The sequence below is a fragment of the Janthinobacterium sp. 1L-D-8-B-C4 genome (genome assembly GCF_057291295.1).
In genome coordinates, this window is sequence record NZ_JBXAVX010000004.1 from 187,272 (window position 1) to 213,359 (window position 26,088).

Genomic DNA, 26,088 nt, shown 5'->3' on the forward strand with positions numbered 1-26,088 from the left:
CATACAGTTATCGCCACCGCTGTCACTATGTCATTTCACCGCACAGCATGCGCGCCAGGCGTTCCCACCACTGTCTTTACTTAGCATGAACACGTATGGCCACTAAAAAACCAGCATCCGACTACAGCGAATCATCCATCCGTGTCCTGAAAGGACTGGAACCCGTCAAGCAGCGCCCGGGGATGTACACCCGCACTGAAAATCCGCTGCACATCATCCAGGAAGTGATCGACAATGCCTCCGACGAGGCGCTGGGCGGCCATTGCACGCATATCGCCGTGACGCAAAACGTCGACGGCAGCATCACGGTCGAAGACAATGGCCGCGGCATTCCCGTCGGCCTGCACCCCGAAGAAGGCGTGCCGACCGTGGAGATCGTATTTACGCGGCTGCACGCGGGCGGCAAGTTCGACAAGGGCTCGGGCGGCGCCTACGCGTTCTCGGGCGGCCTGCATGGCGTTGGCGTGTCGGTCACCAATGCGCTGTCCTCGCGCCTGGAGATCACCGTCTGGCGCAAGGAAAGCGACGGCAACGGCCTGCACCACATGGTGTTTGCCGATGGCGACGTGATCGAGCCGCTCAATTCGCGTCCGGCGCCGCGCGACGGCAAGAAGTCCGGCACGCGCGTGACGGCCTGGCCGAACCCCAAATATTTTGACTCGCCGAATATCTCGCAGCCCGAGCTGCAGCGCCTGCTGCACTCGAAAGCGGTGCTGCTGCCGGGCGTGATCGTCACGCTGACCAACGCGAAAACCGGCGACACGCAAACCTGGCAGTACGCCGAAGGCCTGCGCGGCTACCTGACCGAATCGCTGGCGCAGGTATCGAATGGCGAAACCCTGATCCCGCTGTTCGAAGGCGCGCAGTACGCCAGCAGCGAGTCCGAAGGCTTTGCCGAAGGCGAAGGCGCGGCCTGGGTGGTGGCGTGGACCGAAGAAGGCGCCATCGTGCGCGAGTCCTACGTCAACCTGATCCCTACCTCGAATGGCGGTACGCACGAATCGGGCTTGCGCGAAGGCCTGTTCGGCGCCGTGAAAAACTTCGTCGAGATGCACTCCTTGCTGCCCAAGGGCGTGAAACTGCTGCCCGAAGACGTGTTTGCGCGCGCCTCCTTCGTGCTGTCGGCGAAAGTGCTGGACCCGCAATTCCAGGGCCAGATCAAGGAGCGTTTGAACTCGCGCGACGCCGTCAAGCTGGTGTCGACCTATACCAAGCCGCCGCTGGAACTGTGGCTGAACCAGCACGTCGACTACGGCAAGAAGCTGGCCGAACTGGTGATCAAGCAGGCGCAGTCGCGCCAGCGCTCGCTGCAAAAAGTGGAAAAGAAAAAATCGTCGGGCGTTGCCGTCTTGCCCGGCAAGCTGACCGACTGCGAATCGTCGGACATCACGCGCAATGAACTGTTCCTGGTCGAGGGCGACTCGGCCGGCGGCTCGGCCAAGATGGGCCGCGACAAGGAATTCCAGGCGATCCTGCCGTTGCGCGGCAAGGTGCTGAACTCGTGGGAAACCGACCGCGACCGCCTGTTTGCCAATAACGAGATCCACGATATTGCGGTGGCCATCGGCGTCGATCCGCACAGCGCCGGCGACACGCCCGATTTGTCCGGCCTGCGCTACGGCAAGGTGTGCATCTTGTCCGATGCGGACGTCGACGGCTCGCATATCCAGGTGCTGCTGCTGACGCTGTTCTTCAAGCACTTCCCCGCGCTGATCAAGAAGGGCCACATCTGCATCGCCCGTCCACCGTTGTACCGCGTGGATGCGCCGGCGCGCGGCAAGAAGCCGATCCAGAAGATCTACGCGCTCGACGACGGCGAACTGGTGGCCATCGAAGACAAGCTGCGCAAGGAAGGCGTGAAGCAAGGCGCCTGGGCGATCTCGCGCTTCAAGGGCCTGGGCGAGATGAACGCCGAGCAGTTGTGGGAAACCACCATGAATCCCGACACGCGCCGTTTGCTGCCGGTGATGCTGGGCGCGGTCGACCATATGGATTCGAGCGCGCGCTTCAATATGTTGATGGGCAAAGGCGAAGCAGCCGGGCGCCGCGCCTGGATCGAAGAACACGGCAATGAAGCGGAGGCGGACATCTGATGATTATCGGCATCGACCTGGGCACCACCAACAGCCTGGTCGCCATCTGGCGCGACGGCAAGGCATCCATCATTCCCAATGCATTGGGCGAGCACCTGACGCCATCGTGCGTCAGCATCGACGACGACGGCACCGTGCTGGTGGGCCGCGCCGCGCGCGAACGCCTGCAGACGCACCCGCAATTGACGGCGTCCGTCTTCAAGCGCTACATGGGCAGCGAGAAGAAAATCACCCTCGGCACGCAGCAATTCCGCCCCGAGGAATTGTCGTCGATGGTGCTGCGCGCCTTGAAGGAAGATGCCGAAGCCTTCCTCGGTGAAAAGGTCGAGGAGGCCATCATCACCGTGCCAGCCTACTTCAGCGATGCGCAGCGCAAGGCGACCCGCATCGCCGGCCAGCTGGCGGGCTTGCGCGTCGAGCGCCTGCTGAACGAGCCGACGGCCGCCGCGCTGGCCTACGGCATCCGCGACAAGGAACAGGAAAGCAAATTCCTCGTGTTCGATCTCGGTGGCGGCACGTTTGACGTGTCGATCCTGGAGCTGTTCGAAGGCGTGATGGAAGTGCGCGCCTCGGCCGGCGACAATTTCCTCGGTGGCGAGGATTTCGTCACGGTGCTGGTCGAGGCCTTTGTGGAACACAGCGGCTTGCAGAAGGCACTGGGCAGCCGCCAGTTCGACCCGCGCCAGCAGCAGTTGCTGCGCGACGAGGCCGAGCGGGTCAAGCGATTGCTGTCGGATCAATCGCCGGTGCGCATGAACACGCGCTTTGAAAACACCGACTACAGCTGGGAAATCAGCGAAGACAGGCTGGCGCAATTGTGCGAGCCGCTGCTGACGCGCTTGCGCGTGCCGGTCGAGCGCGCGCTGCGCGACGCCACCATCCGCGCCGCCGAACTGAACGAAGTGGTGCTGGCCGGCGGCGCCACGCGCATGCCGCTGGTGCGTAAATTAGTATCGCGCATGTTCGGCCGCTTCCCCGCCATCCACCTCGATCCCGACGAAGCGATCGCGCTGGGCGCGGCCGTGCAGGCCGGCCTGAAAATGCGTGACGCGGCGCTGGACGAAGTGGTGATGACGGACGTGGCGCCGTATTCGCTGGGCATCGGCATTTCGCGCCAGGTGGGACCGAACCAGTACGAGGGTGGCCATTACCTGCCGATTATCGAGCGCAACTCGGTGGTGCCGGTCTCGCGCACGGAAAACATCGTCACCATCCACGACAACCAGAAGGAAATCAATGTGGCGATCTACCAGGGCGAATCGCGCCTGGTGGCCGACAATGTCTTCCTGGGCAAGATCAACTTCCCGATTCCCGCCAAAAAGGCCGGCGAAGTGGGCATCGACGTGCGCTTTACCTACGATATCAGCGGCGTGCTGGAAGCCGAAGTGACGGTGCTGGCGACGCAGGAACGCCACAAGATGGTCATCAGCGACAACGCCGGCGTGATGACGCCGGAGCAGATCGAACAGCGCTTTGCGGAACTGGCCGACCTGAAGATCCACCCGCGCGACCAGATCGAAAACCGCACCTTGGTCACGCGCGCCGACCGCCTGTACGAACAGTCGCTGGGCGACGTGCGCCAGTACCTGGCCGCCCATACGGCCAACTTCCAGGCCGCGCTTGAATCCCAGGACCCGTCCACCATCCGCAAGGCGCGCACGGCATTGGACGAGGTGCTGCGCCAAGTCGAGAGCGAGAGCTTTTTGTAAATGAACAGCAGGCGCAGTCTATGGGACATCCTCGGCACCGAGCCGACCGGCGACGAGCGCGCCATCAAGCGCGCCTATGCGAAGCGCCTGAAAGTCACGCGTCCCGACGATGATCCGCAAGCGTTCCAGGAACTGCGCGACGCGTATGAATATGCGCTGCACCATGCGCCGCGCTTTGCCGAAGAACAGGGGTCAGACCCTCAGGGTCTGACCCCAGCTCTTGCTGTTGGGGTAAAAAACGACACCGATCTGTTGGTAGTGCATGAGCCGGCAGATAAAGCGCAGACGGAGACACCGCCAGCCGAACTTTGGGGCATCGTCGAGCCTGTAGCGGAACAGGCGCCAGCCGAACTGTGGGGCATCATTGATACCCCACCACCGCCGCCGGCCGAACTGTGGGGCATAATCGAGATCGACCCGGCCGAGGAAGCCGCCAGTATCTGGCAGGCTTGCCTCGATCAGTTGCAGCAGTTGGGCGTCGAGCCGGCGCTGGCCCATGCCCTGCAGGACCCTGCCCTGCTGCGTTTCGATGTACGCGAAGAATTCGAGCTGTGTGCGCTGCGCTACTGCGCCAGCGACAACTACAACATCGACCTGCGCGACGCCGTGTTTGCCGCGCTGGGCTGGGGTGACGACTTTTCCTACCTGGCGCGCAGCCATGACGAACTGGTACGCAGCGCCGTGCAGCGCTACCGGGCCGACCAGTCGTTCATGCACTTTGTCGACTTTGGCGAGAATTATCCGGGGCTCGACGTCATCATGTCGCAAAAGCCGCCTTCGGCCTACGCGCGTCAGCTGTTCGATGAAAAATTCACAAAACAATTGCGCGAGCTGCTGTACACCCTGCGCTGGCATCACGGCGAAATGCTGGTCTACAAGCTCGACATCGAGCACTTCGAGCGTTGGGAGCATGCGGTCTTTTCCAAGCGTTACTTCCGGCAGACGGCCTTGCAGTCGGCCGGCCTGGGCTTCGCGCTGCACTTCATGCTGGCCGGCGTAGTCAGCGTGGCCGGCATGCAGCTGGACGATGTCGGCAGCAAGGTGAGCCTGTTCGGTTGCCAGGCGCTGGCCTTTGCGCTGATGGCCGTGCTGGCCTTGCGCTGGCCGTCAGCGCTGTTCGACAAACTGCAGTCGATCAAGGAACAAGTGAACGAACGACTGCCCGCCTTGCAGTCGCGTCCCGGCCTGCTGCAGCTGGGATGGATTGTTCCTTTCATACTGGTGTCGCTGCTGCTGTTCCTGCCAGGCCCGGATCCGACGCTGCGTGTGGCCACCGCAAGCGCGCTGTGCGTGCTGGCCTTGCTGGCGTTCGCCGCCAACCGCAGCTTGCTTCAAGGCCTGCTTGGCTACGCGGTCGGCGTGTCGCTGTTTGCCAGCATCTTCATGAGCGGCAAGGGACAAAGTGCGCTGGCGATCGGCGACAGCATGATGCTGGTGTTTTGCCTGCTGGTGCTGGCGCTGCGCACGGCCAACGGCCTGTATGGTCAATGCGGCTGGCCTGAGGCCATGCTGCCGCGTTTGCGCGCCGCGTGGGTCATCGGCTGCGTCATCGGCCTCGCTGCGCTGGCCTTGCAGCCGGCGCTCGTCCCTGTGCTGGGCGCCATGCTGTTTGCCTGGGCCTGCGTCGGCATGCTGTTCGCCCCGACCGACCTGCGCTGGAAGTACTCCTTGCCGCTGGTGCTGGCGCCGGGGCTTGCCACCTTTTTGCTGGCCGGCCAGTTATCGGGCGCGCAATCGCACACCATGGTCAAGCTGGGTGCCGTGCTGGCAATGGCCGTACTGTATTTCACCATGCTGCATCTGTATCGCCTGCACCAGCAAGCGCAATCCCATAACGGGCTGTCATAATCGGCCCACGAATTCAACCGCAATCACTCAATACTGAACTGAACCCGCACCATGTCCACACAAACGAATTTATTTGACGATGCCCAGCCCGAGCCTGTCGTGCCCGATGAACCGGTGTTCGACGGCGAGGCGCTGACCCTGTCCACTTTTGCCGAGCGCGCCTATCTCGATTACGCCATCTCGGTGGTCAAGGGCCGCGCCCTGCCCGACGTCTGCGACGGCCAGAAGCCGGTGCAGCGCCGCATCCTGTATGCGATGAACGAGCTGGGTCTGAACGCCACCGCGAAGCCGCGCAAGTCGGCCGCCGTGGTCGGCGACGTGCTGGGCAAACTGCACCCGCACGGCGACCAGTCGGTATACGACGCGCTGGTGCGCATGGCGCAGGACTTTTCGCTGCGCTATCCGCTGATCGACGGCCAGGGCAATTTCGGTTCGCGCGACGGCGACGGCGCGGCGGCCATGCGCTACACCGAGGCGCGGTTGACGCCGATCGCCAAGCTGCTGATGGATGAAATCGGCATGGGCACGGTCGACTTCCAGCCCAACTACGACGGCTCGACCGAAGAACCGAAGCTGCTGCCGGCGCGCCTGCCGATGGTGCTGCTCAATGGTGCTTCCGGCATTGCCGTGGGCCTGGCCACCGAGATCCCGTCGCATAACCTGGCCGAAGTGGCAAAGGCGGCGGTGTCCCTGATCCGCGATCCGAAGATGACGCACGCCGAACTGATGGCCATCATCCCCGGCCCGGACTTTCCCGGCGGCGGCCAGATCATCACGCCTGCGACGCAGATCCAGGACATGTATGCGAGCGGGCGTGGCAGCATGAAGGTGCGCGCGCGCTGGAAGATCGAAGAGCTGGCGCGCGGCCAGTGGCAGGCGGTGGTCACGGAACTGCCGCCGGGCACCTCGTCGCAAAAAGTGCTGGAAGAGATCGAAGAGCTGACCAATCCGAAAGTCAGGCTGGGCAAGAAAGCCCTGTCGCCGGAGCAGGTGGCGCTGAAAGCGCTGATCCTCAATTCGCTCGACACGATTCGCGACGAATCGGGCCGCGCCGCGCCGGTGCGCCTGGTGTTCGAGCCGAAATCAAAGAACCAGGACCAGGCAGAATTCATGCTGATGCTGCTGGCCCATACCTCGCTTGAATCGTCGACCTCGATCAACCTGGTCATGATAGGCGGCGATGGTCGTCCGCGCCAGAAGGGCCTGGGCGACATCCTGCGCGAATGGATCGATTTCCGCTTCACCACTGTCACGCGCCGTACCGGCTACAAGCTGGGCAAGGTACGTGACCGCATCCATATCCTGGAAGGGCGCGAAGCGATCCTGCTCAATATCGACAAGGTGATCCATATCATCCGCAATTCGGACGAGCCGAAGGCGGCGCTGATCGAAGCGTTCAACTTGTCCGAACGCCAGGCCGACGATATCCTGGAAATCCGTTTGCGCCAGCTGGCACGGCTGGAAACGATCAAGATCCAGCAGGAGCTGGCCGAGCTGCGCAAGGAAGAAAAATCGCTGCAGGACCTGCTCGACAACCCGGGTTCGATGAAGCGCGCCATCATCCGCGAAATCGAAGCGGATGCCAAGCAGTTCGGCGACGCGCGCCGCACCCTGATCGAGGAAGCGCAAAAAGCCGTGGCCGAACAGAAGGTGGTCGACGAGCCGGTGACCGTGATCATTTCCGAAAAAGGCTGGGTGCGCGCGCGTACCGGCATCGGCCACGACGCGGCCCAATTCACCTTCAAGGCCGGCGACGCGCTGCACGGCGCTTTCGAATGCCGCACGGTCGACACGCTCCTGGGCTTCGGCAACAACGGCAAGATCTATTCGGTGCCGGTGTCCGCCCTGCCCAACGCACGCGGCGACGGCGTGCCGATCACCACCCTGTGCGACATGAGCGGCGGCACGCCCGGCAACGCGGTGCGCATCCTGCACTACTTTGCGGGCAATGGCGCCACCAATTTGTTGCTGGCCACCAGCGCCGGCTACGGCTTTGTGGCCAAGGCGGGCGACATGGCCAGCCGCCTGAAGGGCGGCAAGTCCTTTATCACCCTCGACGATGGCGATGTACCGCTCGAACCGAAAGTCATTGCCGCGGCGGCCAGCGCCGTGGCCTGCCTGACCGACAGCACGCGCTTGCTGGTGTTCGGCCTCGATGAAATGAAGACCCTGACCAAGGGTGGCACCGGCGTCAAGCTGATCGAGCTGGAAGGCAAGGACAAGCTGCTGGCCGTGCAGCCGATTACCCAGCGCGGCGTGGTGGTGTCGGGCATCGGCCGGGGCGCCAAGGCGCAGGATGTGTCGCTCGGCGCCACCGCGCTGGCCGAGCATTTTGGCAAGCGTTCAAGGAAGGGCAAGGCGCTGGCGTCGAAACTGAAGCCGATCAAGATGACGGCGATCGGTTAAGTAACCCAAAAGCAAGGGGTCAGTCGCTTCGCGATCGGAATACGTCCCACCGGGACGTATTCCCCCTGAGGGTCCGACCCCAGTCCTTGCCTTTTGGTTTGTTGCACCTCACACAAATAGTTTTGCATATTCCCACCCGTTCTCCGTTATCCCTGCAAGGCATGCATCGGCATGCCTGCAGATCGACAGGAGAACCGGCATGGCCATTGCAGTTTCAAGTAGTTCCCCATGCAACCTGACGCCGGCCGAACGGCAGGTGGCCATCATGGCGGCCGAAGGCGCGCCGTATAAAACCATCGCAAAAGTGCTGGGCAAGTCACCCGCCACCGTGCGCAACCAGCTGCACGCCGTGTACCAGAAGCTCGACGTGGCAAACCGCACGGCGCTCGCGTACAAGCTGCGCGGCCCGGTTCCCTAACGTCGCGCCAGCTTGAGGATGGCGGGCGTGGCTTCGATAATTTCCAGCACCTTGCCGGCTGCGGTGGCATAGCGCCCCTTGCCCTGTGCCTGCATCATGGCTCCGGGCGCGGCGCGCGGCCGGTCGTCAGGGCCGGGCGTCAGCGAAGCAACGGTTGCCGGCCCCTCGCCGCTGGAAAACTCCAGCACTTCCCTGCCCTTGCGGCTGGGCGGAAAAGCAAACGTGGCGGTGGGCCGGTAGACTTCGATACCGGCGTTATCTTCCTCGAAGGAATGGGTCCAGCTGCCGCTGGGCTGATCTATGCTCATGCCTGCTCCTTGTTCAGAAACACGATATTACGCCGCCCAGGTCTTCGAAGCCGTCGGCGGCTGGCTGCCAGGCGTTGCCGTCCCAGGCCTTGTGGTACAAGGCGCCATCGGTGCCGGTGACGAAGACGTCGAGTCGGTCGGGGCCCCAGCTGACTGCGCGCGGGCGCGAGGTGCAGGCGCCGCCCAGGTTTTCAAAACCATCGACCGATGGCAGCCAGGCCGCGCCGTCCCAAGCCTTGTGGTACAGCGCGCTGTCGGTGCCGATAACGAACACGTCGAGCCGGTTTTCGGCCCACGAGACGGCTTCCACCTCGCCCACGCAGACGCCACCGAGGAGCTCGAAGCCGTCGATCGACGGCCCCCACTGCGCGCCATCCCACCACTTGTGATACAGCGCGCCATCAGCGCCGGTGACGAACACGTCGAGGCGATCCGGCCCCCAGCTGACCGCGCGTGGCGAGCACATGCACACGCCGCCCAGCCGTTCATAACCCGTCAGCGATGGCCCCCAGGCGGCGCCGTCCCACCACTTGTGGTACAGCGCATGGTCGGCACCGATGACGAAGATGTCGAGCCGGTTCGCGCCCCGGGATACCACTTCAGGCTGACCCAGGCAGGTGCCGCCCATGTTTTCGTAGCCATTCAATGAAGGCCTCCAGGCCGTGCTGTCCCACCATTTGTGATACAGCGCGCGGTCGGTGCCGACGACGAACACGTCGAGGCGATTCGGTGCCCAGCTGACCGCGCGCGGGTCCCCAACGCACAGGCCGCCCAGCGATTCAAACCCGTCTACCGATGGCCCCCAGGCCGAGCCGTTCCACCATTTGTGATACAGCGCGCTGTCGGTGCCGGTGACGAAAATATCGAGGCGATCAGGGCTCCAGGCCACGGCCTGCGGCGGGCCCAGGCAGATGCCGCCTTGCGCTTCATAGCCGGTGACGGACGGCTGCCAGGCCGTGCCATCCCAGGCCTTGTGATACATGGCGTGGTCGGTGCCAACGACAAAAATATCGAGCCGGCCGGCGCCCCAGGCCACTACCGGCGAGGAGTTCTGGCGCGGCGCCAGCGCACCAGCGCCACCGCCACCGGTACCGATGGCGGCGCGCGGGCCGTCCAGGCAAGCCTGCATGCGCGCCACCTGGCCGGCGGTAAACATGAACATGGCCGGGTCGTCGACATAGTCCATATAGTTCATGAACATGTCGCCGTGCGGCCCGTTGTTGCACGACAGCTGGGGGAACGGCGGCTGGCCCGTGTTCGCGCCGCCCTGGTTGGGCGTGTCGTCGACATTGTCGGTGCCGCTGCAGCCGGTGCCGTCGTCGCCCCAGATATGGTTCAGGTTCAGCCAGTGTCCCACTTCATGCGTGGCCGTGCGGCCCAGGTGGAACGGCGGCGCGGCCGTGCCGATGGTGCCGAAGGCCGACTGCAGTATCACCACGCCGTCGGTTTCGTCAGGGCCGCCCGGAAATTGCGCGTAGCCGAGCAAGCCGCCACCGAGCTGGCAGACCCAGATATTCAGGTAGGACGCGGCCGGCCAGGCATCGAGCCCGCCCGAGGCCTGCGACTTGACTTCATCATCGGCGCCAAAGGAAGTCACCGTGGTCTGGCGCCGCTCGATGCCGGTGGTGGTGGCGCCATGCGGATCGCTGGTCGCCAGCACGAACTCGACGCGCGCGTCGGCCGTGAATGGCAGGAACGGCGCCGGCGTGGCTTCGACATCGGGATTGGCGCGGCGGAAATCGCGGTTCAGCACATCGATCTGGCTGGAGACCTGCGCGTCGGAGATATTCTGCGCAGCCGTATTCCACACCACGTGCACCACCACCGGTATCTGCGTCACGCCAGCGCGCCCGGCCATGCCGCGCCCCTCCTGGTGCAGCAAGGTCATGTTTTCGATATCGTCGCGCGCAAGCGCATAGGCGGGACTCTCATTGAGCAGGCGGCGGTGCACGTCCATGGTGGCGCAGCGGCGTACTTGCGGAGTGGTGTTCGAGGTCGCCATGATGTTTCCCTTTCAGTCTGTCCGGAAAAACACTATGGCATGGCAAAAACGTGGGGACTTGATGCCGATCAAGGCTGGCAGGCAGCCAGCCACAAACGCCCAGACGAAAAAAAAGACAGCCGAAGCTGTCTTTCATGCCACAGGAGTGGCCTGCGGGCGGGTATCGCCAATTACTTGGCTGCTGCGGCTTTCACGTCAGCGTCGGCCTTGGCCTTGACTTCAGCGGTTTTGGTGGCGGCAACGGCTTTGTCAGCGTTGGCTTCCACTTTTTCCTTGGCCAGTTTTTCATCAGCCTTGACGGAAGCCTTGTGAGCTTTGGCATCGGCTTTGGCGTCTTTTTTATCGGCCTTGGCTTGTGCTTTCATTTTGTCTTCCGGATCGGCGTCAACCACGTTGTCGTGGGCCTTGGCTTTGGTCTTGGCGGCCTTGTTATGGGCGTCAGCTTTCTTTTCGTCAGCCTTGGCTTGTGCCTTGGCGACGTCTTCGTTCGCGTCGGCAGCTACTTTGGCTTCCTTGTTGACAGCCTTGTTGACGTCTTTTTGTGCCGATGCCTGTTCTTTGGCAACTGGCGTGGTGGTTTGTGCGATGGCTGCGGTGGCAAACACGGTAGCGATCAGGGCGGCGAGTAATTTGTTCATGATGTGACCTTTCAATATGGTTTAAATTATTTTTACTAAAGGCGGGCAAAATGTTCAAAATTTGCCAGCACTGCGCTGGTTTCTGGTGAAACACCGCAGTGGCATGACTTCATAGTAGAGAACAATCAAAAACCACACAGTGCGCTAGCGCACTCAAAGGGGAAAACACTGCAAACAGGCAACTCCACCTCTCAGGCAAGCACCGCGCGCGCCGCATGCCGGGCCGCCACCCATTCTTCATTGGCCGGCTCCACGCCGACCACGATGCGGCTGTCCGCCGTCGAAATCAGGCTGGCGTTGCGCGCATTGGCCTCGCCATCGAGCACCGGCCCCACAAAACGCAGTTCGTCGCAGATGCGCTGGCGCAGCACGGCGCTGTGCTCGCCGATACCGGCCGTAAAGACCAGCATGTCCAGGCCACCGAGCACCGCCGTCAGCGCGCCGATCTCGCGCACGATGCGGCGGACATACAGCGCCAGCGCTGCGCGGATGCGCTCGCCCGTTTCATCTTGCCGGTCCTCCTGCGCCAGCAGCACCGGCGGGTCGGCCGACACGCCCGAAATGCCCAGCAGGCCCGACTCGTGGTACAGCACATGCGCCACTTTTTCCAGCGACAGCTTTTCGATCTCCATCAGGTAGATCACGGCGCCCGGATCGAGCGCGCCGCAGCGCGTGCCCATCATCAGGCCGTCAAGCGCCGAAAAACCCATGGTGGTGCCGACGCTTGCCAGGTTTTCCATCGCGCACAGGCTGGCGCCGCTGCCCAGATGCGCAACGATCACCTTGCCGCGCGCGGCGCTGCCGAAACGCTGCTCGAGCACCAGCGACTGGTATTCATACGACAGGCCGTGAAAGCCATAGCGGCGCAGGCCGCGTTCCCAGGCATCATAGGGCAGCGCCAGCATCTGCTCGACCTGCGGCACGGTGTGATGAAAAGCCGTGTCGAAGCACGCAACCTGCGCGATATCGGGGCGCGACTCGAGCAGTACCTCGATCGCCTCCAATGCGAACGGCTGGTGCAGCGGCGCCAGCGGCACATAGGCCTTCAGGTCGGCCAGCACGGCCGCATCAATCAGCACGGGGGCGAAATATTTGCTGCCGCCATGGACCACGCGGTGCGCCACCGCATGCAGGCGCCGCCCCGCAAGTTGTTCCACCACCTTTTCGCGGATATGCGCCAGTGCTTCGTGGTGCGCCTGTTCCTGCGGGAACACCAGTGTTTCGGGCGGCAGCCCGCCCGCGCGGAACAGGGTTTTTTCACGGCCGATGCCTTCGACCTTGCCGCTCCATTCGGGCTGCTGTCCGACGGAACCCTGGTCGGCTGCAAACAGCGCGAACTTGATGCTCGACGAGCCGCAATTGAGCACCAGGATCAGCGCGCCGTCAGCGCAATGATTTAATGCGTTCATGGTGGCGTGCTCCGGTAGTGGCTGGCCAGCATCACGGCCAGCGCGCACGAAGCGATGCGGCTGGCGCGCGAGTCGGCGCGGCTGGTGAGGATGATGGGGATCTTCGCGCCCAGCACGATGCCGGCCGTGTCGGCGTCGCCCATGTATTCAAGCTGCTTGGCCAGCATATTGCCGCTTTCCAGGTCGGGCACCAGCAAAATGTCGGCGCGCCCTGCCACTTCCGAGACGATGCCCTTGACGGTGGCCGCCGCGATCGAGACGGCGTTGTCGAACGCCAGCGGGCCGTCGAGGATGGCGCCCGTGATCTGGCCACGGTCGGCCATCTTGCACAGCGCCGCCGCATCGAGCGTGGCCGGCATGGCCGGGTTGACCGTTTCCACCGCTGCCAGGATCGCCACGCGCGGGCAAGCCACGCCGATCACGTGCGCCAGGTCGATCGCGTTGCGCACGATGTCGGCCTTGATTTCCAATGTCGGCACGATATTGACGGCGGCGTCGGTGATGATGAACGGGCGCGGATAGGCGGGCGTCTGCATCAAAAAGCAGTGGCTGACGCGGCGCTTGGTGCGCAGGCCGGCGCTCGACGCCAGCACCGCCGACATCAGTTCGTCCGTGTGCAGGCTGCCCTTCATCAGCGCTTCGACCTCACCCTTGCCGGCCAGTTCGGCGCCGCGCGCGGCCGCCGCATGGCTGTGCTCCACGTCGTCAATGGCGATGCCGGCCAGGCTCAGGCCAGCGGCAGCAGCCACCGCTTCCAGGCGCGCGCGCGGCGCCACCAGGACAGGCGTGATCAGGCCGGCCGCATGCGCGTCGAGCGCGCCGGCCAGGCTCAGTTCATCGCAGGGATGAATCACCGCCACCTTGATCGGGCCCTTGCTGCGCGCCTGTTCCACCAGGCGGCGCGTGCCGTCGCCATTGTGCAGCCGCACTTCGGGCAGGGTGGCGCGCGTGCGCTCGATTTGTTCGCTTGGCGCGATCACTTCGGCCACGCCGTCCAGCACGATCTCGCCATGCTGGTTGACGCAGCGGCAGGCCAGCGTCACCTTGCGCGTGGATGCTTCGCGCCCGGTGACGGTCACGCCGATATCGAGCGTGTCGCCGACCCGCACCGGCAGCAAAAAGCGCAGGGTCTGGCCCGCATACACGGTGCCGGCGCCGGGCAAGCGCGTGCCCAGCACGGCCGAAATCAGTGCCGCGCCCCACATGCCATGGGCAATCACGCCCTGGTAGCGCGACGCGGCGCCGAATTCGGCGTCGAGGTGCTGCGGATTGTCGTCGCCCGACATCACCGCGAACAGCGCGATATCGTCGGCGCTCAGGGTGCGCACGATGCTGGCGCTGTCGCCGATGGCGATCTGCTCGAACGTGCGGTTGCGCACGATATTCAACTCATCATGGGGATTCATCTGGACCTTCATGCGGTAGTGGCGGATTTCGCGGCGCTTTTTCTGGCTGCCGCGTTCTTCGTTTCGGTGGCTTGTTGCGTGGCGCGTCCGAAGACCTCCAGCATCTGCGCCAGGCTCTCTTTTTCTTCAGGCGCGGGTGCGTCCAGCATCAGCACCACCTGCTCCAGGCCAGCGGCGATCGCGCGCACCGCTTCCGGATGGGCGCGCGACAGCAGCACCGGCAGGGCCGCCATGCTGGCCTCGAAATCATGCTGCAGCAAGCGCGCCTGGCGCCGCACGATGGTGCGGAAATCATCCATGTGCAAGCCTTGCTCGAACAGGGGCTGCAGCAATTTGAGTGTCAGGTTGAAGCGGCGCTCGTCGGCGGCAGTGCGCAGGCGATGGACGTAGAACAGCGCGCGCACGCCCGCTTCCACCAGGCCGCCGTGGTAGATCTCGTCGTCCAGCATCGCGCCATCTTCGCTGTGTTCATGCGTGACGCCAGGATGCGGACGCGGCGTCACGCCCGCGCCCTGGCCCGCCAGCGCCTGCACCAGCGGATTGCCATAGACCAAGTCAAAGGTCTGTTCGGTGGCCGCGTCGCGCAGGTCGCGCCAGCTGTTCAGGCCCGCCGTGATGGCGCTGGAAAACGCTTCCTGCAGCGCCAGCAAAGGATTGTTGGCCGCCACCGGCATGCGCCGGGCGCGCACCTTGTCAGCTTCCTTTGCGACAAGTCGGGCCAGTGGATTGCGGTCGTTCCAGCGCTCGTACGACGTGCGCAGCGGGTGCATCAGTTCGAGCATGCGCGCCGATTGCGGCGTCACTGCGGCGCGCACCCAGGGCTGCATGAAGCTGCGGTACAGCGACAGGTTCACTTCCGAGATACGCGCGGCGGCGGCGAACTTGCGGTCGTTTTCCACGCTCGGTTGCACGATGGCGCGCACGTCATCAAGGCGGCGCTGCTCGACCGACAGCACGTAGTCGCCGCTGGCCAGTTCGGCGTTCGGGGTATCGGCTGTCTTGTCGACGATCTTCGCTTCGTACAGGCCGGCCGGCAGCAGGTTGATCAGATCGATATTGCTGGCGAACTTCTGGTGCTCCTTGTGGCCCACCTTGCCGGAGACGAAAATGCCCAGGTGGCCGATACTGTCGTGCACCGAGTAGACGATGGTCTGGTCGTGGGCTTGCAGGTCGGCGTCGTCGCGGTACAGGTCCGTGATCCAGCCCAGCGCCTGCGGCGGCGGCGTGATGTTGTCGCCGTTGGAGCAGAACACCACGATGGGCGAGCGGATATTGCGCAGGTCCAGGCGCACGCCATCGGCAGTAATCAGTTGGGCTGTCGCCAGGCGGTTGCCGATAAACAGATTATCGACGATGTACTGCATCTCGACGGCGTTCAGGAACACATGGCCGCCCCAGTATTTTTCAAATTCCAGGTAGCGCGGCGCTTCCGTGTCGATGTTGGCGTACAAGTTGTACTGCTTGCTCCAGTGGGTATTGGCCGGATTGAGCTTTTCGAAATTTTGCACCAGGTTGGCGCCGTCGAAACGGCCGTTACCCAGGTCGCCCGCCAGGGCGGTGGCCCAACTGCCGCCCATCATGCCGCCCGAATAGCGCATCGGATTGCGGCCATGCCAGCCGGCCCAGTACGACACGGGCGCGCCGGCGACAATAATCGGGCCGAACAGGTCGGGGCGCATGGCCGCCGTCATCAGGATCTGCCAGCCGGCCTGGCAATTGCCGATCACGGTGGGCTTGCCTTCGCTGTGCGGATGCAGGGAAATCACTTTTTCCAGGAAGGCCACTTCCGCATGCATCACGTCTTCCACCGTCTGGCCTGGCACCGGGTTGGGCAGGAAGCCGATGAAATAGCACGGGTGGCCGGCGCGCAGGGCCACACCCACTTCGCTTTCGGCCTTGAAGCCGCCGATGCCGGGGCCGTGGCCAGCGCGCGGATCGACCACCACGAAGGGGCGCTTCGATGGATCGGGCTGCGGCAGGTCGGGCGCCAGGATACGCACCAGGCCATAGTTGACGGGGCGCGGCAAGTCCACGCCCGTCATCACCACTTCGGCCGGAAAATCAAGTACGTTCGGCACCTCTTCGACCAGGTGCTCCTGATACTGGTTGCCGCGCTTGCGCATCACGTCCGCGTACAGCACGATGCGCTGCCACGAGTCGCGCGCATAATCAGCTGTTGCTCCCAGCATGCCCAGCGATGGCACGCCGCCGGTCGAAAAAATGGCTGCGGATGGTGTCTTCATGGAGTTCCTTGTTGGACGGCATTGCCAGACCCGGCCCGGTGGCCAGGCGCAAACTGCCGCCATCGGTTAATTGAGAATGTTGTAGCCGCCGTCGACATACAAGGTGCCGCCCGTGATCGAGCGCGCGCCGTCGCCGGCCAGGAAGGCGCACAGGGCGCCGACGTCATCGATGCTGGCCAGGCGGCGCATCGGCGAGCGCGTTTCGGCGTCGGCCAGCAGGCGGTCGAAATGGGCGATGCCCGATGCCGCACGAGTGGCCAGCGGCCCCGGTGAAATCGCATTGACGCGGATGCCGGCCGGCCCGAGTTCGGCCGCCAGGTAGCGCACCGATGCTTCCAGTGCGGCTTTCACGGGGCCCATCAGGCCGTAGTCGGCGATCACTTCTTCGGCGCCCAGGTAAGTCATGGCCATCAGGCTGCCGCCCTGCCCCATCAACGGCTCGGCCAGTTTCGCCATGCGCATGAAGGAGTGGCACGAGACATCCATCGCCTGCGCAAAACCGGCGGCCGAGCTGTCCGTCACGCGGCCGTGCAGGTCCTGCTTCGGCGCAAAGGCGATCGAGTGGACCAGGAAATCGAGGCCGCCCCATTGCTGTTGAATTTGTTCGAACAGTGCTTCGAGCTGGCCCGGCACGGAAACGTCGAGCGGCGCCGTGATGGCCGCACCCAGCTGCTGCGCCAGCGGTTCCACGTGCGGGCGCGCCTTGTCATTGAGCCAGGTCAGCGCCAGTTGCGCACCGGCCGCGCTCAGCGCACGGGCGCAGCCCCAGGCGATGCTCTGGTCATTGGCGATGCCGACTACCAGGCCGCGCTTGCCCTGCAAGCCGAATAGCGGAAGAGTCATGCTCACGCTCGCGGCTGCGGCGGCAGCAGGTCGGGCCAGGGGGTGGTAGCACTGATGCAGCGCGCCGCGCCCGTATTGAGCCTGCGTGCGCAGGTGGCCAGGGTCACGCTGCCGGCGCGGGCATACGGCAAAACGATGGGGGTATGGGGATTGAGCTGATGCTGAACATCTTCTGCGCTAACGTGCATCTTCATGTCTGTGGCGTTTCCGTCTGAATTCCATAAATGGCAACAGCTTGACGGCGCGTCCGTAGGGCATGGTGCGCGCGGTCAAGATACCTTGATACGGGACAACTATAACGGCGTTTGCGGCGATGCAACATTGATCTGAATCAAATTCTACCGTAATACCATGACCATGCCATGACAGTGCCCCTATTGTGCGGCGCACTGTTCCACAGACTAATTCAGTATCAGATCGATCTTCTCCGATATATTCGACAATTCCGGTTCGGGACTGTTATTCAGTATCCACCCGACCAGCCGGCCATGTTCAATGATTTCTTTTTTTGAATAGACCAGGGTGAAATACTCTTCGCGTTCCATCCGATCACCGGGTACCGGGCGATTCCTTTTATTCTCGGGCACATCCTCGAAATAATAGCGCGATGTTTTCAGCGCTGGATATTTCTCCAGCAAATAATCATCGATCTGCAGCGGATCGCGGCCGGTCCTTCTGCCATACAGATCGTCGCGTGATATGCCGGTAATGACGAGTTGCCTGATGCTGCCCTTGGCCTGCGCATACGCCTGTTTTGTGGTGGAAAAATCACCCTGCACGATCTGGTCGCCGGCTCTCAGCTTCCTGATCACGGACATCCGTACGTAGTCGCCCTGGATTTCCGTCACCTTGAGAATGAAATACTGGCTTTCCATGCTCTGGCTGCCATTATGGCCACGCCGCTGGTTGAAAACAAAGCTCCCAACTTTCAAGGCATGTTCGGGCGTGGCGATGGCCTTTTTCCACAAATACGGGTCCACTACCATCCGCTTGACGACATAGACAGCGAGCAGGGCGATGAGAATGATGATGATGGTCTTTTTCATGGCGGGTCAACGTTTCGGCGTGCCGGCATACAGGTCGATGATGGTGCTGATGCCATCCTGGCACACCGAGCAGAAGGTCTCGCTCCGGTCAAACATGATGCACTGCATCTCGGGCCGGTAGAAACCGGTCGACTCGTAGTTGGCGCCTTCGAACGCACCCACCGCATGGCGCTGCGGCGCCTTTGAAAACAGCTGCTCGGTACGCGCCAGGTCGGCCTTGAACAGCGCGCTCATTTCGCTTTCCGGGCGATTCGCGGCACGCAGGGCCGCGCGTTGTTTCTGGTATTCGCGGGCATGGGCGTCATACACGTCCTTGGGCCATGGCGTGGGCAGCGGCGTGCCCGCCTTCACATGGCTTTTCCATTTCAGCTTGTTTGGATCGCGCAGCGCGGTGGCGTTCGGCTCCCACGGTTCCTGGCGTTCACCATTCGACTGGTAGGCCACCGGCGAAGTGTAGTACTCGTCAGCCAGGCCGGCGAAATGGTGGCCGAATTCGTGCACGAACAGGTAGTTGGCCCAATCGTTATTGGCCGCCGCCGTGCTGAACTGGCCGAAGATGCCGCCACCGCCATAGGTGTCGTTATTGACGAGGATTTCGATGAATTCATACGGCGCATGCTGGGCCAGGTCGCGCAGCGCGCGGTTGTCGGTGGTCAGCACATAGCGCTCGCTGCCGAAGATATCGTAGCGCGTGCCCAGTGGCGACGCATGATGCACGCCGGTCGACGGGCGCGACACGCCCGACTCCTGGGTCGGCGCGGCCATGGCCCACACATTGAAATCGTTCGCCCGCTCGCGAAACGGCGAGACAGTAAACAGATGGTCGGCCAGTTTGCGCGCAGTCGCCTCAAAACTGCCCATCTCGGCGCTTGTGTAGCCATCGCCCAGAATCAGCAGGTCGACCTTGTCGGCCGAAGCACCGCTGACGCGGATGGGGATCGGCTTGACCAGCGCTGGCGGCTGCTGGCGGATCACGTCCTGCGCCTTCGGGTCGACATCGACAGACCAGACGATGGAAAACAAACCGCGCTCGTCGCGTTTCAATATGCGCACGCGCACCGGCTGCTCGGGCTGCGGGAAGCGCACCGATTCCTGGAACGCGCGGGTGGTGGTTTTTGCCTCGTCGGTACTGCTCCACTCGCCAAAAATGGTGGAAAAGCCGCGCGAGTACAGCACCTTGCCGGTCTTGATATCGACCACTTCCACCATGTTGACGCCACGGTTGCTGTCGTCGATGGTGCGCGCCATGCTGCCCGGCCAGGGAAGGGGTTCGACCAGCACGCGTTCGACCGCATAGTGCTCGCCCAGTGCATTGCCGCTGTGCTGGTAGTCGAGGCGCATGGTGGCCGGCTGTGCCGCCTGCGCGAGCGGAAGCACGCAGGCGGCCAGCGCCAGAGCGGAAAGAAAAGATCGGATGATGGTGAGCTGCATGGCGTTCCTGAAAACGGAGTTGAGCAAAAAAGCGGCAAACATTCATCGTTCGCCGCAGCACATTGTAGCGACAAAGACAGCGGTTTTGATTGAAGAGCTTGCTACAATCGCGTGGTGATGGCCCGGTTTCAGGCCGTTTGAAACTGAAAGGTAATCACGTGAAGCAAACCGACTTGTCAAACACGCCGCCGCCCGGCTTTCTCGCCGGTGGCGGCGAAATGGGCGCCCTGATGCGCAGCCACGACTGGGCGTCACATCCAATGGGCGTGCCCGATCAATGGCCGCCGCTGCTGAAATCGACGTTGCGCCTGCTGTTGACCAGCAATCACCCGATGTTCATCTGGTGGGGCGACGAGCTGTATCAGTTCTACAACGACGCCTACCGCCGCACCATGGGACCGGAGCGCCACCCGAGCGCGCTGGGCCAGCGCGGCGAGGAGTGCTGGGCCGAGGCCTGGCATATCATCGGCCCGGACGTCGATGACGTGATGGCCGGCCGCGGCGCGACCTGGCATGAAAATGCGCTGGTACCGGTGACCCGCCACGGCCGGCGCGAAGACGTGTACTGGACCTATGGCTGCAGTCCGATCCAGGATGAAGAACGGGTGCTTGGCGTGCTGGCGATCTGCACCGACGTCACCGGCGAAGTGCGCGTGCGCGAAAAACTCAAGCAATCGTATGTGACAGTGATCGACTCGATGGACGAAGGCCTGGCCGTGATCCAGATCATCGTCGACGATGCGGGCAAGCCCGCCGACTACCTGTTTTTGGAAGTCAATCCGGCGTTCGAGCGGCAGACCGGCCTGGTCGACCCGGTCGGCAAGACCGCCAGGCAGCTGGTGCCGGACCTGGAACAGCGCTGGTTCGACATCTACGGCAAGGTGGGGTTGACGGGCGAATCGATCCGCTTCATGGAAGGCTCGGAGCCGATGAACCGCTGGTTCGATGTGTACGCGATCCGCGTCGGGCCGGCCGAAGAAAAAAAGGTCGCGCTGATGTTTCGCGACGTGAGCGAACGCACGCGCACCGAACAGGCGCTACGCGAGGCGGACCGGCGCAAGGATGAATTCCTGGCGATGCTGGCGCATGAGCTGCGCAATCCGCTGGCGCCGATTTCGGCGGCGGCCAACCTGCTGCAGCTGGCCAGCACCGACCCGGCCCGGGTGCAGCAGGCCAGCGCCGTGATCGGGCGTCAGGTACGCCATATCAGCGGTTTGATCGACGACCTGCTCGACGTCTCGCGCGTCACGCGCGGCATGATCCCGCTGGTGAAGGTGCGCACCGACATCAAGCGCGTGGTGGCCGATGCGATCGAGCAGGTGCGTCCCTTGATCGAAAGCCGTGGCCACCGCCTGAGGGTAGAGACCCAGGCAGCTTCGGCGCTGGTACTGGGCGACCCGAAACGCCTGGTGCAGGTGGTGGCCAATCTGCTCAACAACGCGGCCAAGTACACGCCGCATGGCGGTAATATCGCCTTGAGCATCGATATCGACGGCGGTAAAGTGAGGCTGGCCGTGCTTGATAACGGCATCGGCATGACAGCCAAGGTGCTGGAGCACGCGTTTGAACTGTTCGCCCAGGCCGAACGCGAGACCGACCGTGCGCAGGGAGGCCTGGGCATTGGACTGGCGCTGGTGAAAAGCCTGGTCGAGCTGCATGGCGGCGAGGTGGTGGCCAGCAGCGACGGCCTGGGCCTGGGCAGCCGCTTTGCCATCTGCCTGCCGCATTTGATGGCGGAGGAAGAGCGCACCACTTCGCCGCTGGCGGCCGCCCAGGAGCGTGGCGCCGGCTGGACCGCGCTGCAGGTGATGGTAGTCGACGATAACGTCGATGCGGCCGAGATGCTGGCCATGTTTTTGGAAACCACGGGCCACCAGGTATTCATCGAACATCATGCACTGCAGGTGCTGCAACGCGCGCAGAGCTGCGTTCCCGATGTGTTCCTGCTCGATATCGGCCTGCCCGACCTGGACGGCTACGCGCTGGCGCGCCAGATCCGCGCGGTGCCAGAACTGGCCGGCGCGGTACTGATTGCGGTGACCGGCTACGGCGACGAGCAGGCCAGGCAGGAAGCCAGCGCGGCTGGTTTCGACCATCATTTCGTCAAGCCGATCGAGACCGCCAGGCTGATCGCGCTGCTCGACACCCTGGCGGTGGCTTGACGCTTATTTGTAGCGGTACAAAGGCTGGCGCAGCTGGATCGGACGGATATCGAGGCGCAGTTTCAACACTGAATACGCTTCCGCTTCGGTCGAGCTGTAGCCAACACTGTTGACGGTCTTGCTGAACCGAAATTCGAAACCGAGGTCCGGGTACGGATCACGCGGGTTGCCGAAGGCGATGCCGATCGCTTCCTGCTGGGCGTTGTCGATCAGGTTGCCCATCAGGTCCAGCACGGCGTTATTGCCGAGGATATCGTTGGTAAACACCGGTTCGCGCATGTCGGGCTGGTTCGGATCGAGCTTGTTGTCGGCCTTGTCCGGCGATGGGGTGAATACCTTGGTGATCAGGTTGAACTTGTCGCCCCGGTCCAGGTAGCTGATGGCGGCATTGCTGATATTGAAGTTCTTCACGCCACGGTCGCTGATGGCGCCCGACAGGTCGATCAGCAGCGCGCCGCTGTAGCCGATCACTTCCACGTCGCGCTTGGCGTCGACGATCATGGCGCTGTTTTCATCGATGCCCAGGCCGATGTGATAGCCTTTTTTCAGCATTACGGGAATCATGCGCGCAAAGCGGCCGCGCACCAGCAAGTGCTGGTCGACGAACACGTCGCTGCCGATAAAGCCCAGGCCAGGGGCAATTTCACGCCCGTCCGTCACGCCCATTTTCAGCATGTCGAGCACCGGGCGCGCATCGTAGAACATGGTGGTGCTCATGATGGCGGCGCCGGCGCTGGAGCCGGCGATCACGCCGCCGCCGCGATACACCGACCAGATGGCCTCCAATGCGGCGGTGCGGCTGCCGTCCGGGCGCAGTAGCGCCTGGGTGATGCGGCCCTGGTCGCCGCCGGCAAAATAGATGCCGCTGGCCGACTTGATCTGGGTCACGATGGCCGGGTCTTCGGCCGCCTTGCGGTAATCGCTATTGGCCAGTTTCACACCCAGCGGTACGAAAAAGGCGTCGGCGCCATACTGATTGAGCTTGGCCATGATGCTGGCGCCCGATTTTTCAGGGTTGATGGAAGCGGATGCCATCACGGCGATGCGCGCGCCCTTGCCGCCCGCCAGGTCGACGATGCGCTGCCACACTTCGGCGTTGTCGGCCCGCAAGCCGCCGCCGATGATCACCAGCGTGCCTTGCGGCGCATTGGCGGGAACGGCTGGCGTGGCAGGTGCGGCCACGGCCTGCATGCCCGTGATGGCCAGCGCCACCATCAGCACAAAGGCGTTGCACAATTGTTGAAGCGGGATGGTGATCGATTTCATGGTGCCTTTCAAATACGATGAAAACGGCGCGCGCAACACGCGCGCCGCACACTACAACGACCTTGTTACTTGAAGCTATAGTTTGCGCTGGCATAAAAGCGCCGGCCGCGCGGATCCGTATAAGTTGGATCATACCCGGACAGGAAGTAATAGGCCTGGTTCGAATACGGCGGGCTGGTGTTGAACAGGTTCTGGATGCCGGCGCGCAGCTTGAACTGCTTGCTGAAAGCGTAGGCGCCCGACATGTCCCAGAGCGTGTAGGCCTTGACCCGGTTGGCCGCCACCACGCTGCCATCGTCGATATTGATGGCCGAGTTCTGGTCCTTGTAGCCGGTCGAATAGGTGTTCGACAGGCTGGCCGAATACGGGCCCAGGTCCCAGTCCAGGGTGATCGTATGGCGCCAGCGCTGCACCACGCCGTCGGTGACAAACGCATTCAGGTTGCTGATATAGGCGTCGCCGGGACTGGTCTGGATTTTCGATGCCAGCACATAGGTGCCGCTCAGGTGGCCGCCGAAACGTCCCCACGCCGTTTTCACGCCGTGCAGGTCGGCCGTCAGGTCAATGCCCGAGGCTTTTTGCCCGCCGCGGTTTTCCTTGCGCAGTTCGATGTAATCGATCAGGCCATCTTCGTCGCGGTGCACCAGGTCGCCGTACTTGGCCAGGTTGCCCAGGATAATATCGTCGCCGATCTCGCTGATCAGGTTGGTGCGCTTGATGTTCCAGTAGTCCGCGCTGAAGGTCCAGTGCTTGCTCGGTTCCAGCACCAGGCCGGCCGAGAACTGGCGGCTGCGTTCCGGTTTCAATTTGTCGTTGCTGTAGCGGCGCGTATCCCAGTTGTCGGCGCAGACCGAATAATCATTGCCCTCTTCGGCACAGTAGACCGGATCGGGCAGGGTCGCCGTGCTGCTGTAGACGGTAGGACGGTGCAGGTCCGACATCGACGGCGCGCGGAAGCCCTTGCCGGCCGAGGCGCGCATCAGCACCTGCTTGTTCGGCATGAAGGTCAGGCCGATCTTGGGACTGAGCGCACCGCCCACTTGCTGGTAATGGTCGTAGCGGCCAGACAATTGCGCCTGCCACTGCTTGGTAAACGGCAGCAGCAGTTCGCCGTAGATGGCCTGCACGTTGCGGCTGTCGCTGGTGGCCACGCCGCCTTCGGGCGCCGCGTCGTTGTTGATATTGTCGCTCATCAGCAGAGCCGAGGGACGGAACTCGGTGCGTTCGCGCCGCACTTCACCGCCAACCGCCAGCGCCAGGTCGCCGCCACCCATCGCCATCAGAGCGCGCGAGAACTTGAAGTCGAGCGAGTCCATGCTGCCGCGCGCATGGCGCACTTCGTCGTTGACCTGGATGCTGTCGAGCAGCGCTCGGCCTTCCGCACTCGATGGACCAAACGGATTGATGCGGCCGTCCGCGATGCCTGCCAGCAGCTGGTCGTACAGCACATAGCCATGCGTGTCGCGGTCCTTGACCACGTTGACGCTATGGTTCAGGCCCACGTCATAATCCCAGCCGGCCATGGTGCCGGTGGCGCCCACCACGTAGCGCTGGCTTTCGCTGGTCAGCTCGCTGGTGCGCATGCCCGCTTCATTGAGGCGCATGCGCAGTTCCAGTTCGCTGCCGACCGGCTCGCCGTCTTCGTCGAGCGCCGTGCCGAAGCCGGCATTGGCCAGTTGCGGCACACGGCTGGCATCGAGATAGCCGATCACGCGCGCCGACGAACCCACGTAATAGCTGCGCGAGCGGCTCAACGCCGCTTCCGCATACAACTGGTGGTCGTTATTGATCTTGAAGACGCCGCGCGTGAGCAGGTTCTGCTTGTCGGTCTTCGGATACAGCTCGGTGTCGCCCATGTAGTCATAGGTGCAGCCATCGACGCCGCCGGTGCCGTTCGGCAGGTACAGATTGGCCGCCGGCGCGCAGTTCGGAATCGCGAAATTGATCTGGCGGTTCGTGATCGGCTGGCCGTTGAGGAGAAAACCGTTGTCCTGCAGGTGCGTGCGCTGGGCGCTGCTGAGGCGAATATTGGCCGGACTGGTAAAGCTCGACAGCAAATGGCCGAGGCGCTGCGGGATCTGCAGGTTGGGAATGAACTTGCGCTGCGAGGTACTCAGGCGATCGGTCTTCTGCACATCGAGCACGGCAAACACATTGTAGCCGTCCGTCTCCAGGTTGCCGGTGCCGGCCGTGATGCTGGCGGTGCGCTTGCCGGCGCCGCCTTCATCGGTGCGGCTGCCATACACGTTCAGGTCCAGGCCCTGGTAATCCTTGCGCGTGATGAAGTTGATCACGCCGCCGATGGCGTCGGTGCCGTACAGGGCCGAAGCGCCGTCGAGCAGCACTTCCACGCGCTGCAGCGCGGCGGCCGGGATATTGTTCAGGTCCACGCCCGTGTCGTCGCCGGGCGAGGCGAAGTTGGCCATGCGCCGGCCATTGAGCAGCACCAGGGTCGACGAGGTGCCCACGCCACGCAGGTTGGCGCTGTTGAAGCCGCGCTGGTCGCCGCCCACATTGATGCTGGCGCCGTCCGTCAGGCCGCCGACGTTGGCCGACACGCGCGCCATCAGTTCGGCCGCCGTCGTCACGCCCGCCTTTTCAATGTCCGCGCGCGTGATCACCTGCACCGGCAGCGCGGTTTCCGATTCGAGCCGCTTGATGGCCGAACCGGTGATTTCCACGCGGCGCAAGCTAGGGTCGATTTCGCCGTCCGCCGTCTGCGCCAGCGCGCCAGTGCCCAGCATGCCCAGCGCCGCCGTCATGCCGACCGCCCCCAGCGCCAGCCGTACCGAGCGCGCCAGTTCGGATTCGCGCGGCAAAGCGCGCTTGCTTCTATTTTCCAATTGCATTTGTAAGCTCC

Annotated in this window: 18 protein-coding genes; 6 read left to right on the forward strand and 12 right to left on the reverse strand. The window is 63.4% G+C overall.

The window, feature by feature from the left end; genetic code table 11:
• Positions 1-95 precede the first annotated feature (95 nt).
• The 5 genes from AC0Z42_RS09620 (at position 96) to AC0Z42_RS09640 (ending at position 8,474) form a co-directional block, all read left to right on the forward strand.
• Positions 96-2,093 (forward strand): DNA topoisomerase IV subunit B, encoded by a 1,998-nt coding sequence (locus AC0Z42_RS09620; RefSeq protein WP_485468001.1) that lies wholly within the window; start codon positions 96-98, stop codon positions 2,091-2,093.
• Positions 2,093-3,802: a molecular chaperone HscC gene (locus tag AC0Z42_RS09625; protein WP_485468002.1), complete on the forward strand. Its 1,710-nt coding sequence runs from the start codon at positions 2,093-2,095 to the stop codon at positions 3,800-3,802. Before AC0Z42_RS09620 ends, AC0Z42_RS09625 begins: the two co-directional genes overlap by 1 nt.
• Positions 3,803-5,650, forward strand: coding sequence for a J domain-containing protein (locus tag AC0Z42_RS09630; RefSeq protein ID WP_485468003.1), 1,848 nt, complete (start codon positions 3,803-3,805; stop codon positions 5,648-5,650).
• Positions 5,651-5,701: 51 nt separating this feature from the next.
• Positions 5,702-8,056 (forward strand): DNA topoisomerase IV subunit A, encoded by a 2,355-nt coding sequence (parC, locus tag AC0Z42_RS09635; RefSeq protein WP_485468004.1) that lies wholly within the window; start codon positions 5,702-5,704, stop codon positions 8,054-8,056.
• A 199-nt stretch (positions 8,057-8,255) separates the two neighbouring features.
• The gene (locus AC0Z42_RS09640) at positions 8,256-8,474 is read left to right on the forward strand and encodes a response regulator transcription factor (RefSeq protein WP_485468005.1); all 219 of its coding nucleotides are present in this window, start codon (positions 8,256-8,258) and stop codon (positions 8,472-8,474) included.
• Here AC0Z42_RS09640 and AC0Z42_RS09645 read toward each other — a convergent pair.
• The 10 genes from AC0Z42_RS09645 to AC0Z42_RS09690 all read right to left on the reverse strand — a co-directional run bounded on the left by AC0Z42_RS09645 (position 8,471) and on the right by AC0Z42_RS09690 (position 19,800).
• Entirely contained in the window at positions 8,471-8,782 is a 312-nt protein-coding gene (locus AC0Z42_RS09645) for a hypothetical protein (RefSeq protein WP_485468006.1), read from the reverse strand. The genes AC0Z42_RS09640 and AC0Z42_RS09645 overlap by 4 nt on opposite strands.
• Before the next feature lie 13 nt (positions 8,783-8,795).
• Positions 8,796-10,784 (reverse strand): DUF8189 domain-containing protein, encoded by a 1,989-nt coding sequence (locus AC0Z42_RS09650; RefSeq protein WP_485468007.1) that lies wholly within the window; start codon positions 10,782-10,784, stop codon positions 8,796-8,798.
• Between the two features lie 170 nt (positions 10,785-10,954).
• The gene (locus tag AC0Z42_RS09655) at positions 10,955-11,422 is read right to left on the reverse strand and encodes a hypothetical protein (RefSeq protein ID WP_485468008.1); all 468 of its coding nucleotides are present in this window, start codon (positions 11,420-11,422) and stop codon (positions 10,955-10,957) included.
• Between the two features lie 191 nt (positions 11,423-11,613).
• Positions 11,614-12,831: an acetate/propionate family kinase gene (locus AC0Z42_RS09660; protein ID WP_485468009.1), complete on the reverse strand. Its 1,218-nt coding sequence runs from the start codon at positions 12,829-12,831 to the stop codon at positions 11,614-11,616.
• Entirely contained in the window at positions 12,828-14,237 is a 1,410-nt protein-coding gene (locus tag AC0Z42_RS09665) for a bifunctional enoyl-CoA hydratase/phosphate acetyltransferase (RefSeq protein ID WP_485468010.1), read from the reverse strand. Before AC0Z42_RS09665 ends, AC0Z42_RS09660 begins: the two co-directional genes overlap by 4 nt.
• 8 nt (positions 14,238-14,245) lie before the next feature.
• Positions 14,246-16,480, reverse strand: a complete 2,235-nt coding sequence (locus AC0Z42_RS09670; RefSeq protein WP_485468011.1) for a DUF3141 domain-containing protein — start codon at positions 16,478-16,480, stop codon at positions 14,246-14,248.
• 66 nt (positions 16,481-16,546) lie between these two features.
• Positions 16,547-17,323 (reverse strand): enoyl-ACP reductase FabI, encoded by a 777-nt coding sequence (gene fabI, locus AC0Z42_RS09675; protein ID WP_485468012.1) that lies wholly within the window; start codon positions 17,321-17,323, stop codon positions 16,547-16,549.
• A 2-nt stretch (positions 17,324-17,325) separates the two neighbouring features.
• Positions 17,326-17,517 carry a hypothetical protein gene (locus AC0Z42_RS09680; RefSeq protein ID WP_485468013.1) on the reverse strand — a complete coding sequence of 64 codons (192 nt, stop codon included), beginning with the start codon at positions 17,515-17,517 and terminating at the stop codon, positions 17,326-17,328.
• Positions 17,518-17,724: 207 nt separating this feature from the next.
• Positions 17,725-18,369 carry a hypothetical protein gene (locus AC0Z42_RS09685; protein WP_485468014.1) on the reverse strand — a complete coding sequence of 215 codons (645 nt, stop codon included), beginning with the start codon at positions 18,367-18,369 and terminating at the stop codon, positions 17,725-17,727.
• A 6-nt stretch (positions 18,370-18,375) separates the two neighbouring features.
• On the reverse strand, positions 18,376-19,800 hold the full coding sequence (locus tag AC0Z42_RS09690) for an IgA Peptidase M64 (RefSeq protein WP_485468015.1): 1,425 nt from the start codon (positions 19,798-19,800) through the stop codon (positions 18,376-18,378).
• Positions 19,801-19,958: 158 nt separating this feature from the next.
• Here AC0Z42_RS09690 and AC0Z42_RS09695 point away from each other — a divergent pair, with 158 nt between their 5' ends.
• Entirely contained in the window at positions 19,959-21,962 is a 2,004-nt protein-coding gene (locus AC0Z42_RS09695; protein ID WP_485468016.1) for a hybrid sensor histidine kinase/response regulator, read from the forward strand.
• 3 nt (positions 21,963-21,965) lie between these two features.
• Here the strand turns inward: AC0Z42_RS09695 and AC0Z42_RS09700 are convergent, their stop codons facing one another.
• On the reverse strand, positions 21,966-23,153 hold the full coding sequence (locus tag AC0Z42_RS09700) for a cyanophycinase (protein ID WP_485468170.1): 1,188 nt from the start codon (positions 23,151-23,153) through the stop codon (positions 21,966-21,968).
• Between the two features lie 140 nt (positions 23,154-23,293).
• A complete protein-coding gene (locus AC0Z42_RS09705) occupies positions 23,294-26,077 on the reverse strand; it encodes a TonB-dependent receptor (RefSeq protein WP_485468017.1) in 2,784 nt (927 codons plus the stop codon).
• Between the last annotated feature and the right edge of the window lie 11 nt (positions 26,078-26,088).

What these genes read in the sequence shown, in the direction of transcription:
- AC0Z42_RS09620 (WP_485468001.1), top strand. Translation starts at nt 96, where the DNA reads ATGGCCACTAAAAAACCAGCATCCGACTACAGCGAATCATCCATCCGT.
- AC0Z42_RS09625 (WP_485468002.1), top strand. Translation starts at nt 2,093, where the DNA reads ATGATTATCGGCATCGACCTGGGCACCACCAACAGCCTGGTCGCCATC.
- AC0Z42_RS09630 (WP_485468003.1), top strand. Translation starts at nt 3,803, where the DNA reads ATGAACAGCAGGCGCAGTCTATGGGACATCCTCGGCACCGAGCCGACC.
- parC (WP_485468004.1), top strand. Translation starts at nt 5,702, where the DNA reads ATGTCCACACAAACGAATTTATTTGACGATGCCCAGCCCGAGCCTGTC.
- AC0Z42_RS09640 (WP_485468005.1), top strand. Translation starts at nt 8,256, where the DNA reads ATGGCCATTGCAGTTTCAAGTAGTTCCCCATGCAACCTGACGCCGGCC.
- AC0Z42_RS09645 (WP_485468006.1), bottom strand. Translation starts at nt 8,782, where the DNA reads ATGAGCATAGATCAGCCCAGCGGCAGCTGGACCCATTCCTTCGAGGAA.
- AC0Z42_RS09650 (WP_485468007.1), bottom strand. Translation starts at nt 10,784, where the DNA reads ATGGCGACCTCGAACACCACTCCGCAAGTACGCCGCTGCGCCACCATG.
- AC0Z42_RS09655 (WP_485468008.1), bottom strand. Translation starts at nt 11,422, where the DNA reads ATGAACAAATTACTCGCCGCCCTGATCGCTACCGTGTTTGCCACCGCA.
- AC0Z42_RS09660 (WP_485468009.1), bottom strand. Translation starts at nt 12,831, where the DNA reads ATGAACGCATTAAATCATTGCGCTGACGGCGCGCTGATCCTGGTGCTC.
- AC0Z42_RS09665 (WP_485468010.1), bottom strand. Translation starts at nt 14,237, where the DNA reads ATGAATCCCCATGATGAGTTGAATATCGTGCGCAACCGCACGTTCGAG.
- AC0Z42_RS09670 (WP_485468011.1), bottom strand. Translation starts at nt 16,480, where the DNA reads ATGAAGACACCATCCGCAGCCATTTTTTCGACCGGCGGCGTGCCATCG.
- fabI (WP_485468012.1), bottom strand. Translation starts at nt 17,323, where the DNA reads ATGACTCTTCCGCTATTCGGCTTGCAGGGCAAGCGCGGCCTGGTAGTC.
- AC0Z42_RS09680 (WP_485468013.1), bottom strand. Translation starts at nt 17,517, where the DNA reads ATGAAGATGCACGTTAGCGCAGAAGATGTTCAGCATCAGCTCAATCCC.
- AC0Z42_RS09685 (WP_485468014.1), bottom strand. Translation starts at nt 18,369, where the DNA reads ATGAAAAAGACCATCATCATCATTCTCATCGCCCTGCTCGCTGTCTAT.
- AC0Z42_RS09690 (WP_485468015.1), bottom strand. Translation starts at nt 19,800, where the DNA reads ATGCAGCTCACCATCATCCGATCTTTTCTTTCCGCTCTGGCGCTGGCC.
- AC0Z42_RS09700 (WP_485468170.1), bottom strand. Translation starts at nt 23,153, where the DNA reads ATGCAGGCCGTGGCCGCACCTGCCACGCCAGCCGTTCCCGCCAATGCG.
- AC0Z42_RS09705 (WP_485468017.1), bottom strand. Translation starts at nt 26,077, where the DNA reads ATGCAATTGGAAAATAGAAGCAAGCGCGCTTTGCCGCGCGAATCCGAA.